The organism is Acidovorax sp. Root219 (assembly GCF_001428665.1).
In the GTDB taxonomy this organism is placed as follows: domain Bacteria; phylum Pseudomonadota; class Gammaproteobacteria; order Burkholderiales; family Burkholderiaceae_C; genus Acidovorax.
Genome location: NZ_LMIJ01000001.1, coordinates 11908 through 27059, shown reverse-complemented (window position 1 = coordinate 27059; position 15152 = coordinate 11908). Strand labels below are relative to the sequence as shown.

15 protein-coding genes are annotated in these 15152 nt (G+C 66.4%); 5 read left to right on the top strand and 10 right to left on the bottom strand.

Annotation, left to right across the window (positions count from 1 at the left end; translation table 11 throughout):
• Positions 1-94 precede the first annotated feature (94 nt).
• On the top strand, positions 95-574 hold the full coding sequence (gene ispF, locus ASE28_RS00115) for a 2-C-methyl-D-erythritol 2,4-cyclodiphosphate synthase (RefSeq protein WP_057204753.1): 480 nt from the start codon (positions 95-97) through the stop codon (positions 572-574).
• Here ispF and ASE28_RS00110 read toward each other — a convergent pair.
• Positions 571-1227, bottom strand: a complete 657-nt coding sequence (locus ASE28_RS00110) for a pyridoxamine 5'-phosphate oxidase family protein (protein ID WP_057263611.1) — start codon at positions 1225-1227, stop codon at positions 571-573. The two genes, ispF and ASE28_RS00110, sit on opposite strands and share 4 nt — an antisense overlap.
• Positions 1228-1342: 115 nt before the next feature.
• Between ASE28_RS00110 and ASE28_RS00105 the strand changes: the two genes are divergently transcribed.
• On the top strand, positions 1343-2806 hold the full coding sequence (locus tag ASE28_RS00105) for a PLP-dependent aminotransferase family protein (protein WP_057263609.1): 1464 nt from the start codon (positions 1343-1345) through the stop codon (positions 2804-2806).
• Between the two features lie 22 nt (positions 2807-2828).
• On the opposite strand, the gene ASE28_RS00100 is transcribed toward ASE28_RS00105, so the two are convergent.
• Together ASE28_RS00100 and ASE28_RS00095 are read right to left on the bottom strand one after the other, a co-directional pair.
• On the bottom strand, positions 2829-4019 hold the full coding sequence (locus tag ASE28_RS00100) for a nitrate/nitrite transporter (protein WP_369818102.1): 1191 nt from the start codon (positions 4017-4019) through the stop codon (positions 2829-2831).
• Between the two features lie 354 nt (positions 4020-4373).
• Positions 4374-4787 carry a helix-turn-helix domain-containing protein gene (locus ASE28_RS00095; protein ID WP_057204745.1) on the bottom strand — a complete coding sequence of 138 codons (414 nt, stop codon included), beginning with the start codon at positions 4785-4787 and terminating at the stop codon, positions 4374-4376.
• Positions 4788-4881: 94 nt separating this feature from the next.
• Here ASE28_RS00095 and ASE28_RS00090 point away from each other — a divergent pair, with 94 nt between their 5' ends.
• Entirely contained in the window at positions 4882-5835 is a 954-nt protein-coding gene (locus ASE28_RS00090; RefSeq protein ID WP_057263605.1) for an aromatic alcohol reductase, read from the top strand.
• Between the two features lie 164 nt (positions 5836-5999).
• Here ASE28_RS00090 and ASE28_RS00085 read toward each other — a convergent pair whose 3' ends face one another.
• The gene (locus ASE28_RS00085; protein WP_235516002.1) at positions 6000-6413 is read right to left on the bottom strand and encodes a tripartite tricarboxylate transporter substrate-binding protein; all 414 of its coding nucleotides are present in this window, start codon (positions 6411-6413) and stop codon (positions 6000-6002) included.
• Between the two features lie 44 nt (positions 6414-6457).
• Positions 6458-7363: a LysR family transcriptional regulator gene (locus ASE28_RS00080; RefSeq protein WP_057263603.1), complete on the bottom strand. Its 906-nt coding sequence runs from the start codon at positions 7361-7363 to the stop codon at positions 6458-6460.
• Between the two features lie 73 nt (positions 7364-7436).
• Between ASE28_RS00080 and ASE28_RS00075 the strand changes: the two genes are divergently transcribed.
• The gene (locus ASE28_RS00075) at positions 7437-8426 is read left to right on the top strand and encodes a sodium-dependent bicarbonate transport family permease (RefSeq protein ID WP_057263601.1); all 990 of its coding nucleotides are present in this window, start codon (positions 7437-7439) and stop codon (positions 8424-8426) included.
• 50 nt (positions 8427-8476) lie between these two features.
• Here ASE28_RS00075 and rraA read toward each other — a convergent pair whose 3' ends face one another.
• Positions 8477-8977 (bottom strand): ribonuclease E activity regulator RraA, encoded by a 501-nt coding sequence (rraA, locus tag ASE28_RS00070; RefSeq protein WP_057264298.1) that lies wholly within the window; start codon positions 8975-8977, stop codon positions 8477-8479.
• A gap of 5 nt (positions 8978-8982) precedes the next feature.
• The gene (locus tag ASE28_RS00065) at positions 8983-9855 is read right to left on the bottom strand and encodes a tripartite tricarboxylate transporter substrate binding protein (RefSeq protein ID WP_082607781.1); all 873 of its coding nucleotides are present in this window, start codon (positions 9853-9855) and stop codon (positions 8983-8985) included.
• 113 nt (positions 9856-9968) lie between these two features.
• Between ASE28_RS00065 and ASE28_RS00060 the strand changes: the two genes are divergently transcribed.
• Positions 9969-11135 (top strand): IS5 family transposase, encoded by a 1167-nt coding sequence (locus ASE28_RS00060; RefSeq protein WP_057263598.1) that lies wholly within the window; start codon positions 9969-9971, stop codon positions 11133-11135.
• Positions 11136-11402: 267 nt separating this feature from the next.
• On the opposite strand, the gene ASE28_RS00055 is transcribed toward ASE28_RS00060, so the two are convergent.
• The 3 genes from ASE28_RS00055 to ASE28_RS00045 all read right to left on the bottom strand — a co-directional run bounded on the left by ASE28_RS00055 (position 11403) and on the right by ASE28_RS00045 (position 15141).
• A complete protein-coding gene (locus ASE28_RS00055) occupies positions 11403-13391 on the bottom strand; it encodes an aconitase family protein (protein WP_057263597.1) in 1989 nt (662 codons plus the stop codon).
• 79 nt (positions 13392-13470) lie between these two features.
• Positions 13471-14403, bottom strand: a complete 933-nt coding sequence (locus ASE28_RS00050; RefSeq protein WP_369818107.1) for a LysR family transcriptional regulator — start codon at positions 14401-14403, stop codon at positions 13471-13473.
• A 96-nt stretch (positions 14404-14499) separates the two neighbouring features.
• Positions 14500-15141, bottom strand: a complete 642-nt coding sequence (locus tag ASE28_RS00045; RefSeq protein ID WP_057263595.1) for a VOC family protein — start codon at positions 15139-15141, stop codon at positions 14500-14502.
• Positions 15142-15152 lie beyond the last annotated feature (11 nt).

The following is a 15152-nucleotide window of genomic DNA, read 5'->3' as shown; positions in this document are numbered from 1 at the left end:
CCAGAACCGCTTCGCTGAGTTTTGTTATCCGCTCTAAGACCGCGCAAGCGGATGTATGACTTCGCGTCCCGTGTGGGCGCGTGGAAAGGAACGCATGAATTTCAGAATTGGGGAAGGTTGGGACACGCACGCACTGGTGCCGGGCCGTGCCTTGGTGATCGGCGGTGTCACGATTCCCCACACCATGGGACTGCTCGGGCATTCCGATGCCGACGTGCTGCTGCACGCCATCACCGACGCCATTCTGGGCGCGGCTGGCCTGGGCGACATCGGCCGGCATTTCCCGGACACCGATGCCCAGTTCCGCGGTGCCGACTCGGCCGTGCTGCTGGCCGAAGCCGCGCGCCGCGTGCGGGCTGCGGGCTACACCATCGGCAACGTGGACAGCACCGTGGTGGCCCAGGCCCCACGCCTGGCGGCCCACATCCCCGGCATGTGCGAGTGCATTGCCAAAGCCCTTGGGGTGGAGCCCGATCAGGTCAACGTGAAGGCCAAGACGGCCGAGCGCCTGGGGCCCGTGGGGCAGGGGCTGGCGATGGAGGCGCGGGCGGCTGCGCTGATCTACAAGGCCTAAGTTTCCGCAGCCCAGGCTGCCACATAGCCTGGCGTAGCAGCCGTGTTCAGTCGGTCTGCCACGGGCGTGCCGCGCACCTGCACCAGCGGCAGCACACCCACCCACACCGGGTGCTGCATGTCTTCCTCATCGTCCACGGGCGGGCCGCTGCGCACCTTGCAGGCGGCTTCATCGAGCGCGATGCGCATCACGGTGGTGGCCGCAAACTCCTTGTCGTTGCCGGCGCGCACCTCGGCCTGGCGGCCCACGGCCAGGTGGTCCATCAGGGCCGCCAGCGATGCATGCTTGTCGGCCACGGCCTCGAAGCGGCCATACACCATGGCCGAGCGGTAGTTCATCGAATGGTTGAAGGCCGAGCGCGCCAGCACCAGGCCGTCGAGGTGGGTGATGGTCACGCAGGCCTGAATTCCCTTGCCCAGCCACTTGATCAGGCGCCCGCCGTTGGAGCCATGGATGTACAGGTGCTCGCCCTCGCGCCAGCAGGCCGTGGGGATGCAGTGCGTGCCCTTGTCGTCGGCAAACGCCACGTGGCACAGGTAGGCGGCGTCGATGATGGCGTGCAGCGTGGCGCGGTCGTAGGCGGCGTTCTCGGCCACGCGGCGCACGCGGGTGCGGTCGGTGGGGGGCAGGGCGGCAGGGGCGTTGTCGTTCACGGGTGATTTTTCCGAAAGGGGGAGTGAAGAAAGGAGCGCACTGTAGCCTTGCTGTGGTGCCAGAATAAGACCCAAGCCCGTGCTATTTTTTAGGGCCACAGAAATCTGCCACTCCATGGACTACCAGCTCCTGTTCTCCGACTTCCAGGCCAGGCCGCCGCATGCTGCCTGGTCGCAGCAGCGCCAGTTGCACGAGTGCCTGCGCCACGGCATACGCAGCGGCCTGCTGCCCAGCGGCACGCGCCTGCCCGCCAGCCGCACGCTGGCGGCCGATCTGGGGCTGGCGCGCAACAGCGTGCTCTATGCCTATGAGCAGTTGGCCACCGAGGGCTTTTTGCTCGCCAGCCGGCGCGGCAGCGTGGTGGCGCCGCTGGCAGGGCTGCTGGCACCCCCAGCGGCCCTGCGCACTGTGCCCGGCGTGCAGCGTGCCAGCCTGTCGCGGCGCGCGCAGAACATGCCGCTGCTGCCGGGCTCGGAGGCTTCGGTAGCGTTTGCCCCTGGCGTGCCCTCGCTCCGGGATTTTCCGCTCCTGCGCTGGCGGCGCATGCTCGACCGGGCCTGGGCCTCGATCAGGCCCGCGCAGCTCAACTACGCCGACCCGGCGGGCGAGCCCGCGCTGCGCGAGGCCATCGCAGGCCACCTGCGCGTGGCGCGCGGCGCGCTGGTCGATGCCGCTCAGGTGTTCATCACCGACGGCACGCAAAGCAGCCTGGACCTGTGCGCCCGCGCGTTCGCCGATGCCGGCGACAAGGTGTGGGTAGAGAACCCCGGCTACCAGGGCGCGGTGGCGGCGTTTCGCGCAGCGCAGCTCAAGACCATCGGCATTGTGGTGGATGCCGAGGGCATGGCCCCCACGGCGGGCGACTGGCTGCGCCAGCGGCCCCGGCTGATCTACGCCACGCCCTCGCACCAGTACCCGGTGGGCAGTGTGCTCAGCCTGGCGCGGCGGCTTGCGCTGATCGACGGGGCGCGCAAGGCCGGTGCCCTCATCATCGAGGACGACTACGACAGCGAGTTCCGCCATGACGGCCCGCCGCTGTCGTGCATGCAGGGCCTGGCGGTGGATGCGCCCGTGGTCTACCTGGGCACCTTCAGCAAGACGCTGTTCCCCGCGCTGCGCATGGGCTTCATGGTGGTGCCCACGGCGCTGGCGCCGGCCCTGTCGGAAATGCTGGACCGGGCCGCACCGCGCGGGCGCACGGCCGAGCAACTGGCGCTGGCCGAGTTCATCACCAGCGGCCAGTTCAGCCTGCACCTGCGGCGCATGCGCCGCCTGTACCGCCAGCGCCGTGATGCGCTGGTGGCCGCGCTCGGCGAGCAACTGGGCGACGTGGCCACCGTACACGGCGGCTCGGCCGGCATGCACCTGGCGCTGCGCCTGCACGACGGCGCGGCCGACGACGTGGCGCTGAGCACGCGCCTCATGGCGCAGCACGGCATCATGGCGCCAGCGCTCAGCCTGCACGCTGTGGGCCTGCGCGCCCAGCCCTGGCGCGGCTTTCTGCTGGGCTATGCGCAGGTGCCGGTGGAGGCCATGGAGCCGCTGGTGGAAAAACTGGCGGGCGTGGTGCGGGGCTGAGCCCTCGCCATCTCAGGCAAGTTCAGCGTCGCTGGATCAGCGGCGACGCCGGCAGAAGCCGGAACGCCAGCGAAGCCAGCGCCAACCAGGCAGCGATGGCCAGGCACACCATCTGGTAAGGCTCGATGCCCCATCGCCCGGCCCAGGCGGCCACTACGCCGGTCACCGATTGCATCAGGGCCACGCCCAGGAACATGGACATGGTGTACAGCGACAGTGCGCGCCCGGTCATCTCGGCCGGATAGGACGCGCGTGCGTCGCTGTACTGCAGCACGCCATAGCCGGACAACAGCCCCATGAGAAAAATGAGCACCACGGTGGCGGCACCGTGGTGCACGAAGGCAAGCACCGCAAACAGGCTGGCCATCAGCAGCGAGGCGTTGCCAATCCAGGCGCGGCGCCGGTGCACGCCCGGGTCCATGCGCCCAAACGCGGCCGGGGTGAAGACCGCGATCAACGAGAGCGCCAGCGCCACATTGCCGCTGTCCAGCAGCGAGAAGCCAAACCGGTCGGTCAGCAGGGGCCCCAGCCACAGGCCGCGCAGCGTGAGGAACGCGGCGTAGCACGACATGCCCAGCACCACGATGCCCCAGGTGTGCGGCACGGTGAGCAGCTCGGCAAAGCGCGCCAGCGACTGCCCCCAGCTTTCCTGCGGGGTGGGCGGTGCGTCAGGGACCACGGGCTCGCGCACCAGCGCAAAAATCAGCATCCACGACAGCGCGCTCAGTAGGGCCAGCAGACCGAACCCCGTGCGCCATCCCCAATGCTGCACCACCCAGGCCAGCGGGGTGCCGGTGAAAATCAGGCCCAGGCTGCCGACGCCCATGCTCACGCCCGAGTAAAAGGCAAAACGCTCGACCGAGAAATACCGTGCAATGAACAGGGTGCACGCCACAAACGCCGGTGAGTAGCCGACCCCGATCAGCACCTGCCCAGCCATCAGCCAGCCATAACTGGGCGCCAGCGCCGACAAGGCGGCCCCGGCGATCCCCAACGGCGCGGCCGCCAGCACCGTGCGGCGCAGGCCGTAGCGGTCCAGTGCAATGCCCATGAGCAGCTGCGCGACGCCGAACGACAGGCCGAACAGCCCGGCAAACGCGCCCAGCGACGAGGCCCCCAGACCAAAGTCCACCTGCAGCCCCTGGGCCACGATGGAGGCGGTGGTGCGGTAGGCCTGGCTGAGCGCGAAGCCTGACAGCAGGGCCAGGAGCATCAGCCAGAGGGGTTTTGTTCGTGAAGATGGATGGGGCGTGGGAAAGGAAGGCTGCGGTGGCATTCGGGGGATTGTGCAGTGCGCAGGTTGGGCGCGTGGGGAACTGGTTGGTGATCCCCGGGGCGGTTTCGCTGACTCATTCTGCGCCTCCCGCTCTGGCAAGTGGCACTACCATGAGGCAAATGAAAGTCAAAGGCCGTTTTAGGCTGGATGCCGACGTTCAGTGGAAATGCGCGGATAGCGGCTTCGCTTTTCAACACCGACCGTATTGTGCATGCCGCACCCGTTTGGTTGACGGACGCGACATCCGCTAGCGCCGTCGAATGCACCTTCCAAGTGGTTGCGGTTTGGTGACTAAGAGTTGGCTTCGCGGTGTTGGCTGTCGAAGTTCTGCCGAGCTTCCCTGAAGCGGTCCGCATTTTCGACGATCCATGTCCAAAGCGGAACCATCCGAACCAGCAACTCCATGCCGGTTTCTGAAAGTTCATACTCGACCTTGGGAGGCACCTCTTCGAAGTCGTGACGGAGCACCAGCCCATCGCGCTCCAACTGCCGCAAGGTCAGCGTCAACATGCGCTGGGTCACCCCGTGCATACGTCTGCCAATCTCAGCGTGGCGGAGCCTGCCATACACGCCAAGGGTGTGGACGATACCGAGCGACCAACGGCTCCCGGCATGCGCGAGCACCTCCCGCCGCACCCCGTCGTCATCGTCCCGCAAGCCGTCACACACGGTCTGCGCGTACTGAAGAATTTCGTCTCGATTCACTGTGGTTTTGCTCCCGGTATCACGCGTGTGCCTTCTTACATTGCCGACGATGCGTGGCTAGACTGGCCCAACTTTCTCTCAAATGGGCTAACAGATGAACCTATCAGATCCTAACGCTACGTCGCAAAATATTCTCGTTCTCGGTGCTGGCGAACTTGGTTTTCCAGTGCTGAGCAACTTGGCACGCCGCGCGAAGGACGTCACTGGGGCGAAGATCAGTGTGCTGCTGCGCGCCAGCGCCGTCGAATCCACCGAACCAGGCAAGCAGCGAGATGTTGCAGAGATTCGCAACCTCGGTATCGAGATCGTCGTGGGCGATCTGGTGAAAAGCTCCATTGACGAGCTTGCCGTAGTGTTCGCGCGCTTTGACACGGTGATCGGCTGCGCGGGTTATGCCGCCGGGATCAATACGCCGATGAAGCTTGCGCGAGCCGCATTGCAAGCACGCATTCCAAGGTACTTCCCCTGGCAGTTCGGGGTGGATTTCGACGTGATTGGTCGAGGCAGCCCGCAGGACATTTTCGACGCGCAACTGGACGTGCGTGAGTTGCTGCGCAGTCAGCACCAAACGGAGTGGGTGATCATCTCCACCGGCATGTTCATGAGCTACTTGTTCGAGTCGGAATTCGGCGTCGTGGATCTGAAAAACAGTGCAGTACACGCCCTGGGTAGCCGCGACACCGCGGTGACGCTGACGACGCCGGAAGATATCGGAGCGCTGACGGCCGCTGTCGTGTTCGCCCAACCGCGCATCCGCAACGACATCGTTTTTCTGGCTGGCGACACCGTGACATACAGCGAAGTAGCGGACAAGCTGCAAGCAGCCCTGGGCCGTCCCTTCAGCAAGTCGGAATGGTCCGAGCAATATCTGCTGGACGAACTGGCGCGCGACCCGCAGAACATGATGCGGAAATACCGCGCGGCATTTTCCCAAGGACGCGGTGTGGCATGGGACAAGACCGGCACATTCAATCAACTCAACGCCATTCCGGTGACCGACGTGTCGTCGTGGATCCGTGCGAATCTGGCACCTGGCCAACGCGACTAGTCGGGTTGTTGCACCTACCAGATGCGCTACAGAAATGACCGCTTTTCCTCAAGCGGCGTCTTTGATTGGGCGGCAGCTTTTGGCCGATATTACGCGCTCGACGACGAAAGGCGGATGACCGCAACCGCTGCAAAGCGGTCCCCAGCCGCGCCGCTCCGCAGTCGTCACTCCATCGTGATCTTCGAGCTGGTCACGATGTCGCGGTACAGCGCAGCATGAGGCTTGATGAAGGCCTTGAACTCGGGGCCGTGCATCGGTGCCACGGAGATGCCCGCGTCCTGCAGCTTTTGGCGCAGCTCGGGCTTCGCCAGCGACTCCTGCAAAGCCTTGTCGACCGCAGTCACCCTGGCGGCAGGCGGACCGGCCTTCATGAAGAGTCTCTGCCAAAGGGGCATGGCCATGCCGATGCGCTTGATGTGCGGCAACTGCAGAACGCGCAAGGTGTCCGAGTTCCACAGCGCCCGGATCTTGCCGTCCTTGAGAAAAGGCATGGCGGTGGAGAGCACCAGCATGGCGCTGTCCCCCTGGCCGCCCACCAGGTCGTTGGCGATGTGCGTGCCACCACCCGCCGCCAGCATGTGCCGGGTGATGCCAGGTATCGCCTTGCGCGTTGCAGGGCCTTTCAGGAATGCACCTCCCACTGGGTTGCCAGCTCCTGCAGGTGTTCCAGAAATGCGCTGGCCACCGGCGACAGGCGTTTGCCTTGGAGCCAGAGCACCGACCAGGAGGAGGGCACTGGGAAGCGGTTCGCCTTCAGCACGGCAAGCCCTTCCGCCGAAGGCTGGCCGGCCAGGGCGTGCCGGGACACCAGGCCCAGCCCCATGCCTGCCGCCACCGCTTGCTTGACGGCTTCGTTGCTGCCGAGCTCCAGCCGCACGCGAGGGTGCAGCCCCAGGCGCGCGAAATGCGCATCGCCGGCCAGCCGCGTGCCTGACCCCCGCTCGCGCAGGATGAAGGGCTCTTGCTGCAGCCGCGCGGCACGCACGCGGGCGGCGCCCGCCAAGGGGTGGCCCAGCGCGGCGATCGGGACCAGCGGGTTGTCCAGCAATGCCAGCCGCTCATGCGGCAGGTCGTCTGGAGGCAGGGACAGGATGTAGAGATCGTCCTGGTTGGCGCGCATGCGCTGCACCACGCCATCGCGGTTCAGCACCTGCAGCTCGATGTCCACCTCAGGGTGCCTGGCGCAAAAGGGGCCCAGCATGCGCGGTATGAAGTACTTGGCCGTGCTGGCCAGCGCAACCCGCAAACGTCCCTGCCGCAGGCCCTTCAGGCCCGCGATGCGCTGCTCCAGTGCCTCCCACTCCGCCACCATGGCGCGCGCGCTTTCCGCCACTGCCTCGCCGGCAGGTGTCAGGTACAGGGCGCGGCCAATCTGTTCATGCAATGGCATGCCCACGGCATCGGCCAGTTCCTTGATCTGCATGGACACGGTGGGCTGGGTCACATGGCATGCGCGGGCCGCGCCGGTGATGGACCCGGTGTCGGCCAAGGCCACCAGAAGGCGCAGTTGTCGAAAGGTGGCATGCATAGGGTTTTATCTATGGTTCGTATCGATACTATTGATTTTCCTCGATTGGAGCTTGTCCCTACCATTCGCAGCCATGAACATTCTTCTGGACCCCGCCATCCTGTTTTTCGTGCTCGGCGTTGCCGCCGGGCTGCTGCGCTCCAACCTGGAAGTGCCGCCACCCCTGTCCCGATTTCTATCGCTGTACCTGTTGATGGCCCTGGGCCTGAAGGGCGGCTTCGCGCTGGGCCAGACCGGTGTGACATCGGCTGTCGTGGCGGCCCTTGGGTGCGCTGTGCTGTTGGCCATCCTCATCCCTTTGCTGGACTGGCAGTTTCTCAAGCGCGCACTGCCTCCACTGGACGCCATCAGCGTGGCGGCAACCTACGGCAGCGTGAGCGCGGTGACCTTTGTGACTGCCGCGCACATCCTGGAATCCCAGGGCAACCCCGGCGGCGGGTACATGGCTGCAGCCATGGCCTTGATGGAGTCGCCGGCCATCGTGCTGGCATTGGTGGGTGCGCAGTGGGCCCGCACCCAGCGTATGGCGGCTGGGGGCTCAGGCGCTGCGGCAATGGCCATCGGCAATGCACCGCCGCGCATGGCGGGCGTGCTGCGCGAAGCCCTCACGGACGGCGGCACGGTGCTGCTGGTGGGCGCCCTGCTCGTGGGCCTGGTATCGGGCCCCGCGGGGGCGAAGGCGATGCAGCCTTTCACCGGCGACCTGTTCAAAGGCTTGCTGGCCTTTTTTCTGCTGGACATGGGCCTGCTGACTGCGCGCCAGATGGCGGGCTTGCGCTCGCTGGCGCCCTCTCTGTTTGCCTACGCGGTGCTGGGCCCGGTGGTGCATGCGGCTCTGGCGCTGGCATTTGCACGGATGGCAGGGGTGGGTGTCGAGGACGCCACCCTGCTCGCAGTGCTGGCGGCCAGCGCTTCCTACATCGCCGTGCCCGCCGTGCTTAGGCATGCGGTCCCGGAGGCCCGCCCAGCCGTCTACATCGGGCTGTCGCTGGGCGTCACGTTCCCTTTCAATCTGCTGGTGGGAATTCCGCTGTACCAATGGATGGCCGGTCTCATGCTTTAGGCGTGCCTGCAGATGGCAGGCCACCCCAGGCATTGGTCAGCGCAGTGCCTTCAACCCGCTGGGTGCCTGGTGGTGGATATCCCCGCTGTCACCACCACCCCATCGTGGTCCATGGCGATGAAATCACCCGGCCGGATCGAGGCGCTCCCGATGGTCAGGTCGTCCCCGACTTCGCCGGTCCCCGCCTTCCCTCCACGCGCTGGAACGCTGCCGAGGGCAAACACGCCGAAGTCGAGGCCCTGCAGGATGGCGACGTCACGGATGGCTCCGTAGACGAGCACGCCCGCCCACCCGTTGTCCATCCCGATGCGCGCCATGCGATCACCGATCACGGCGGCCTTGAGCGAGCCGCCCGCGTCGATGACCAGCACGCGCGCCTTGCCCGGTGTGCCCAAGGTGTGGCGGATCAGGGCGGCGTCCTCGAAGGTGCGCAGGGTCTGCACGTGGCCTGACACTGCGTGGCGGCCGCCATGGCTGCGCCATGGCGCCAGGCATACCCGCGCAGCCGGGCCCAGTTCATCGCACAGGTCGGCCGTGTGGATGGTCGCCATGGTCATCAGTCCAGCGTGGCGCCGGATTGTTTGACCAGCTTCTGGTGCTTGGCCAGCTCCGACTGAAAGAAGGCAGGCGCTTCGCCTGGGCCCTTGTCCATGACCATCAGGCCCTGGCCCAGGATGGCGGCCTGTGCTTCGGGCGATGCAATTGCGGCCTTGATGGCGCTGGCGTAGCTGTCCACCACCGCCTTGCCCAGCCCTGCGGGCCCTACCAGTGCGATCCAGGCGTCAAAGCTGTACTTCGGCACACCCGCTTCCGCCATGGTGGGCACCTCCGGCAGGGCCGATGACCGCAGGGGTGTGGACACGGCCAATGCGCGCAGCGTGCCTGCCTTGACCTGGGGCGCGACCTGCGAGACCGAGACGAAGCCCAGCTGCACCTGGCCGCCCACCAGGTCGGTGATGAGGGGGGCCGTGCCGCGATAGGGCACGTGCTTCATGTCGATGCCGGTCTCGGCGATCATCAGCTCGCCGGCGAGGTGCAGGGTGCTGCCGTTGCCGGCAGAGCCGTAGTTCAATGTGCCGGGGTGGGCCTTGGCATAGGCCAGCAGCTCCTGGACGTTCTTCACCGGCAGCCTGGCATTGACCGCCAGCACCAGGGGCACCGTGACGAGGACGGCGATGGGTGTGATGTCCTTGAGGCTGTCGTACGGGATGGTCTTGTAGATGCCGGGGTTGATGACGTGGTTGGACGAGATCATGCCCAGCGTCAGCCCGTCCTTGGGCGCCTTGACGATTTGCGAGGTACCCGGGATACCGCCGGCGCCCACGATGTTTTCAACGACCACCGGATGTCCGGTGCTGCGCCCGAAGCTGGGCCCGAGCGCGCGCGCAACCGCGTCGACCGTGGAGCCGGCGGCCAGCGGCACGACCATGCGGATCGGCTTGTCGCCTATCAGGCTGAAGAAATACTTCCCGCTCAGCCAGCCCAGCAGTCCAACCCCGGTAAGCTCACCGGTTCCACCCACATAGCTTGACCCTGACCCCCATGCGCGGCGCCGACACCTTCACCGAGAGCCTGTTCTCTGTCCGCAAGCTCGACGACTTCGTTCCAGCCTCGCACCCCCTGCGCCCCGTTCGCAAGATGGTCAACACCGCCTTGGCCAAGATGGATGCCCTGTTCTCGCGCATGTACGAAGCAGACATCAAGGGCGGACGCCCCAGCATCGCCCCCGAGAAGCTGCTGCGCGCCATGCTGCTGCAGGTGCTGTACAGCGTGCGCTCGGAGCGCCAGCTGATGGAGCAGGTGCAGTACAACCTCTTGTTTCGCTGGTTCATCGGCCTGTCCATGGACGATGAGGTCTGGGTGCCCAGCGTGTTCACCAAGAACCGCGAGCGGCTGATCGAACACGACGCCGTGATCGAGTTCTTCAACGAAGTGCTCAAGATCGCCGACAAGAAGCACTGGCTCTCGGGCGAGCACTTCAGCGTGGACGGAACGCTCATCCAGGCCTGGGCGGGCCACAAGAGCTTTGTGCGCAAAGGCGACGATGACGCGGGTGGTGATGGCAATGGTGACAGAGCAGATGGCGGCCCTGATGCAGATGCCAAAGCCCACAGCGATGGCGGCAACTTCAAGGGCCAGCGGCGCAGCAACGACACCCATGAATCCACAACGGACGGCGATGCCCGGCTGTACCGCAAAGGCAAAACCGCCAGCGAGCTGCGCTACATGGGCCACACCCTGAGCGACAACCGCCACGGCCTGGTGGCCAATGCAGTGGTCACGCTGGCCGATGGCTACGCAGAGCGCGAAGCGGCCAAAGCCATGGTCAACGACGCCAGACAGGCGCAGGCCGATCCCACGCGAACCATCACGCTGGGGGCGGACAAAGGCTATGACGCACGCGAATTCATTGAGGCCTGCCATGCCATGAACGTCATTCCCCATGTGGCGCAGAACAAGTCAGGCAGAAACTCGGCTGTGCCCGATGCGATTGCGCAAAGCGAAGGCTACGCGGTATCGCAGCAAAAGAGAAAGCTCATCGAGCAAGGCTTTGGCTGGGCCAAGACCGTGGGCGGCATGAGGCAGGTGATGGTGCGAGGAATCAAACGCGTGGACCAGATGTTCGTGCTGACGATGGCGGGCTACAACCTGGTGCGCATGCGCACTTTGGAGCAATTGGGACAGGTGCGTCCGCAGGGGGCGCATTGAGGGCAAGCGAAGGCCAAAGCGGCCTCTGAAGTGCAATAAAACGCTCAATTGGGCACGCTAATCCCGGAATGTGAAAAAGGCGAACCAACCTGCGGCCGTGGGGCAGGACGGGCTTGGAATCTGGGGAGTATTTCTTCAGCCTGCTATGGCCGGCTGGGCCATGGTCCACGGTGATGCCGAGGCCAGCGCCAGGCAAAGGCCGAGCCGCGACAAGGCGCTGCGCCTGGTGGGTGGGGATTTCATGGTGGTGTCTCCTTCATTTTCTTTTCAAGTGGGAAATCGTTGTTGCAGTTCGTCGAATGACACCAGCTCCCCGGCAATCGCGCTGGCAGCCACGGTCGGCGGGCTGGCGAGCCACACGTTGCCCGGGCCGCCACGGCCCGGAAAGTTGCGGTTGATGGCGCTCACCGTGACCTGGTCCGCCCGGCTCGATCCTCCAGGCCCGCAGTTGCCGCAGGCGCCGCACGAGGGCTGCAGGATGCGCGCGCCGACCCGCTCGAAGGCGTCGAGGTAGCCTGCCGCGATGCAGTGGTCTCGCACGGCGGTGGTTCCGAACTGCAGGAACAGCTCGACACCGGGTGCCACCCTGAGGTTGCGGTCTGCGGCCCAGCGCAGCACCTTGTGGTAGTGGTCGAAGTCTTCGCGCTTTCCTGCGGTGCACGAGCCGCCGTAGGCGATATCGATGCGTACTTGGTGGGCCAGGGCGGACAGGGGCAGGCCGTTGCCAGGGTCGCCCGGGGAGGCGACCATCGCCGGCACACTCGCGCAATCGATGCGGATGGTGTCGGCATAGGTGGCGTCGGGGTCACTGCACATCCAGTCTTCGACCACAAAATCCACGCCCCGACGCTCGCGCAGAAAGCGCACCGTCTCCTCATCGGGCGCCACGATGCCGGTGAATCCACCCAGCTCCGCTGTCATGTTGGTGAAGGTCGCGCGCTCGTCCGTGCCCAGGCCTGCGATGGCCGGCCCGGTGAACTCGAACACCTTGCCCACGCCAGCACCGCCGCGGATGCCGGGCTGCGCCAGCAGGTGCAGCACCACGTCCTTGGCCGTCACGCCCGGGGGCAGTGCGCCGTCCAGAACGATGCGCAGGGTCTCGGGCAGCGTCAGCCGCACCGCACCCGTGGCGAAGGCGTTGGCCATGTCGGTGGTGCCGACCCCGAAGGCCACGCAGCCCAGCGCACCGCTGTGCGGGGTGTGCGAGTCGGTGCCGACCACCAGTTGCCCGGGCAGGGCATAGTGCTCGGCCATCATCGCGTGCGAAATGCCGGCCACGTTGCCGCCGTCGTCGTCGCGGGCTTCCTGCTCGGTCAGGGTGCGGTGGGTGCGCAGTGCGTAAGCCTGCGCAAACTCGCGCTGTGCCTGCACCATGCGATGGACGTTGGGGACCAGGCCGCCGCGCACGTGCGCAGGGCTCTCCTGCACATAGGAGGTGTGGTCCTCGAACACGATGACCGAACCGGGGTCCTTGAGCACCAATGGCCTGCCGAAGGTGGCATGCAGCATGTGGGCCGCCATGCCGGTGTAGTACTCGTGGATGAAGCGCCAGTCTGCACGCACGAAGGCGCCATCGCCCCGGCCCGGGTTGGCCGGCGTGACCCCGGTGGCCAGTGCGTGCCGCGCGACGATCTTCTCGAACAGGGTGCGCCCCCCAGCCTGGGGCTGCCTTGGCGGCAGCGGCTCGGACACCTGGCCCAGGTGCGCCTGACCAAAGCGCAGCAGGCCACCGCCTGCGAGCACGGCGGCATCCAGGGTATCCCGTCCGGTCAGCAGCTCGCGCCAGGTGATTTCCTCGCCGGCCTCGATCCGCGCAATCAGCCCGAAGTCGGTGGAGGTGATCAGGCCGATGTTGTCGGCGTTCTGCCGGTAGATGCGCTCGAAGCTCTCGGCGATGACCAGGCGCACGCCGGCGAGCTTTTCGGCCGCCGGGCTGTGCTCACGCGAGGAGCCTTTGCCGTAGCGCTTGCCCGCCACCACCACCTGTATGCCGCTGGTGCGCAGGGCGTCCACCCCGATGGGCGCCTGGCCACCGGCCTTGAAGCCGGTGTAGGGGTAGCGCCCCAGTTGCTCATCGAAGTGGGTGAGGATCGCGATCGGTGTGATTTCGTCGGTGGAGATGTCATCGCGCAGCGGCAGGGCTTCGGGCAGCGCGACACGTTGGCCTGCCAAGGCCCTGCTCACCAGCTCGGGCGATTGGCTCAGGTACAGGATGCGTGGGGCAAAGCGCAGGGCGTGGGGCGACTGGATGGACATGCCCGATCATCGGAATCCACGCGCCCTCTGGGAAGTGCCAAGACGGCACGGGGGATAGCGCGGAACTCGACGTCCGGGATTACCCGCAAAGGCAATCGATGAGCGCCTGGACCGAGCGCAGCTGGGGTGTGCGCCGCAGGGCGTAGAGCCGCAGCTCCCGGTCCGCCCATGCATCCGCCAGCGGCAGCCGCGTGAAGCGCGCATTGCCCGCATAGGCCGAAGCAGCGCTCTGCGGGATCACGGCAATCCCCATCCCGGCCTCAACCATTCGGCCCACGGCGTCGAAGCTGCTGACCGACACCTCGGGCGCAAACCGCATCTGCACCGCCTGCGCGCGCTCATGCAGGGTCTGGTCGAGGGCGCCGCCCTGGTGCACCCCGATCAGCGGAAACTCCAGCACCTTGGCAAACTCGACCGACTTCAGGTGGCCCAACTCGTGTCCCGTGGGAACCACCACCTGCAAAGGGTCATTCGCAAAATGCCAAGAATCGAGCCCTGGCGCAACCGTGCCGGCAACGCCCACGCCGACATCCGCCCTGTCGTCCAGGCACGCGCGGATGACTTCCCGCGTATCCGCTTCGTGCAGCGAAATGTCCAGGCCCGGGTACTTTGCCTTCAGGTGTTTGAGCCGCTCGGGCAAGAAGCCGACCACGGCCGACATGTTGGCGTACAGGCGCACCGTGCCCCGGACTTCGTCGCTGTGCAGCTGCACTTCGCGCAGCAGTCCCTGCAGTTCGTCGTCGAGACGGACACCCCGCTCGAAAACGATGCGACCGGCATCGGTCAGCGCCACGCCGCGCGGCGAGCGCACCACCAGCGCCGTCCCGAAGGCATGCTCCAGATCGGCCAGCCGGCGGCTCAGCGCGGACGGCGCTATGTGCTCCTGCTCTGCCGCCCGTGCAATGGAGCCTGTGCGGGCAACAGCGATAAAAAGCCGGAGGCTGTAGGAATCCAGGCGTCGTGTCAGAAGAACAGCTCCGTTGTGCCCGGCGCAGGGACCAGGGGAGGTGATGGAAGGGTATTGCGGGGTAGGCAACCTGCCCGCACTGGCGTGGCATCGTAGCGCACCGCCACGGCAAGGCGGCCTGCGCAGTACCCAGGGCACGGATCAGTACAGCGCCTTGATGCCTGCGGGCGTGCGTATCTCGGCGCGGTAGTGCAAGCGGTCGCTTTTTTCCACATGGGGTGCGTTCTCTATACCCAGGCTGGCATACAGGGCCAGCACCATGTCAGGCTCGGGGTGCTCGATGGTGAAGCGGACAAGCCGCGCCCCCAGGTCCGGCATCGACGCTATCGGCGGTGGGCGCTGACCCCGGTCGATCACCGAAGGCGCCACGCCTGCGAGCGGCAGCGCGCCGCCCGCAGGGATCGCAAAGAAGTAGGGCGGTGCGGCCCCGGCGGACAGCTGGGTCTTGCGGCCCAGCAGGTGGCCGTGCTGCGCCAGCACCGCGTCCATCTGCTGCGTGCGTGCCACCCAGCCGCGCAGGCGGCGGCCGCTGTCCCAGGCCGCCCGCACCGCATCCCTGTCATCGAGCCCGAACCAGCGCGCTTGCGCCGGGGCAGGGGCAGCGGGATCGATGGCGATGACCTCCAGGTACACATCGTCGCCCAGCCTGAGCAGGTGGTTGTGGGTGCCCATGTCGGGGTGCTGGCGGCCAAATGGCATGTCGATGCCCAGGCAGTCGCGCACATGGGCCACTCCCTGTTTGAGCGAGGGCGCGATGATGGACAGGTGGTCGAGCTGGAGCATGGTCTGTCGGT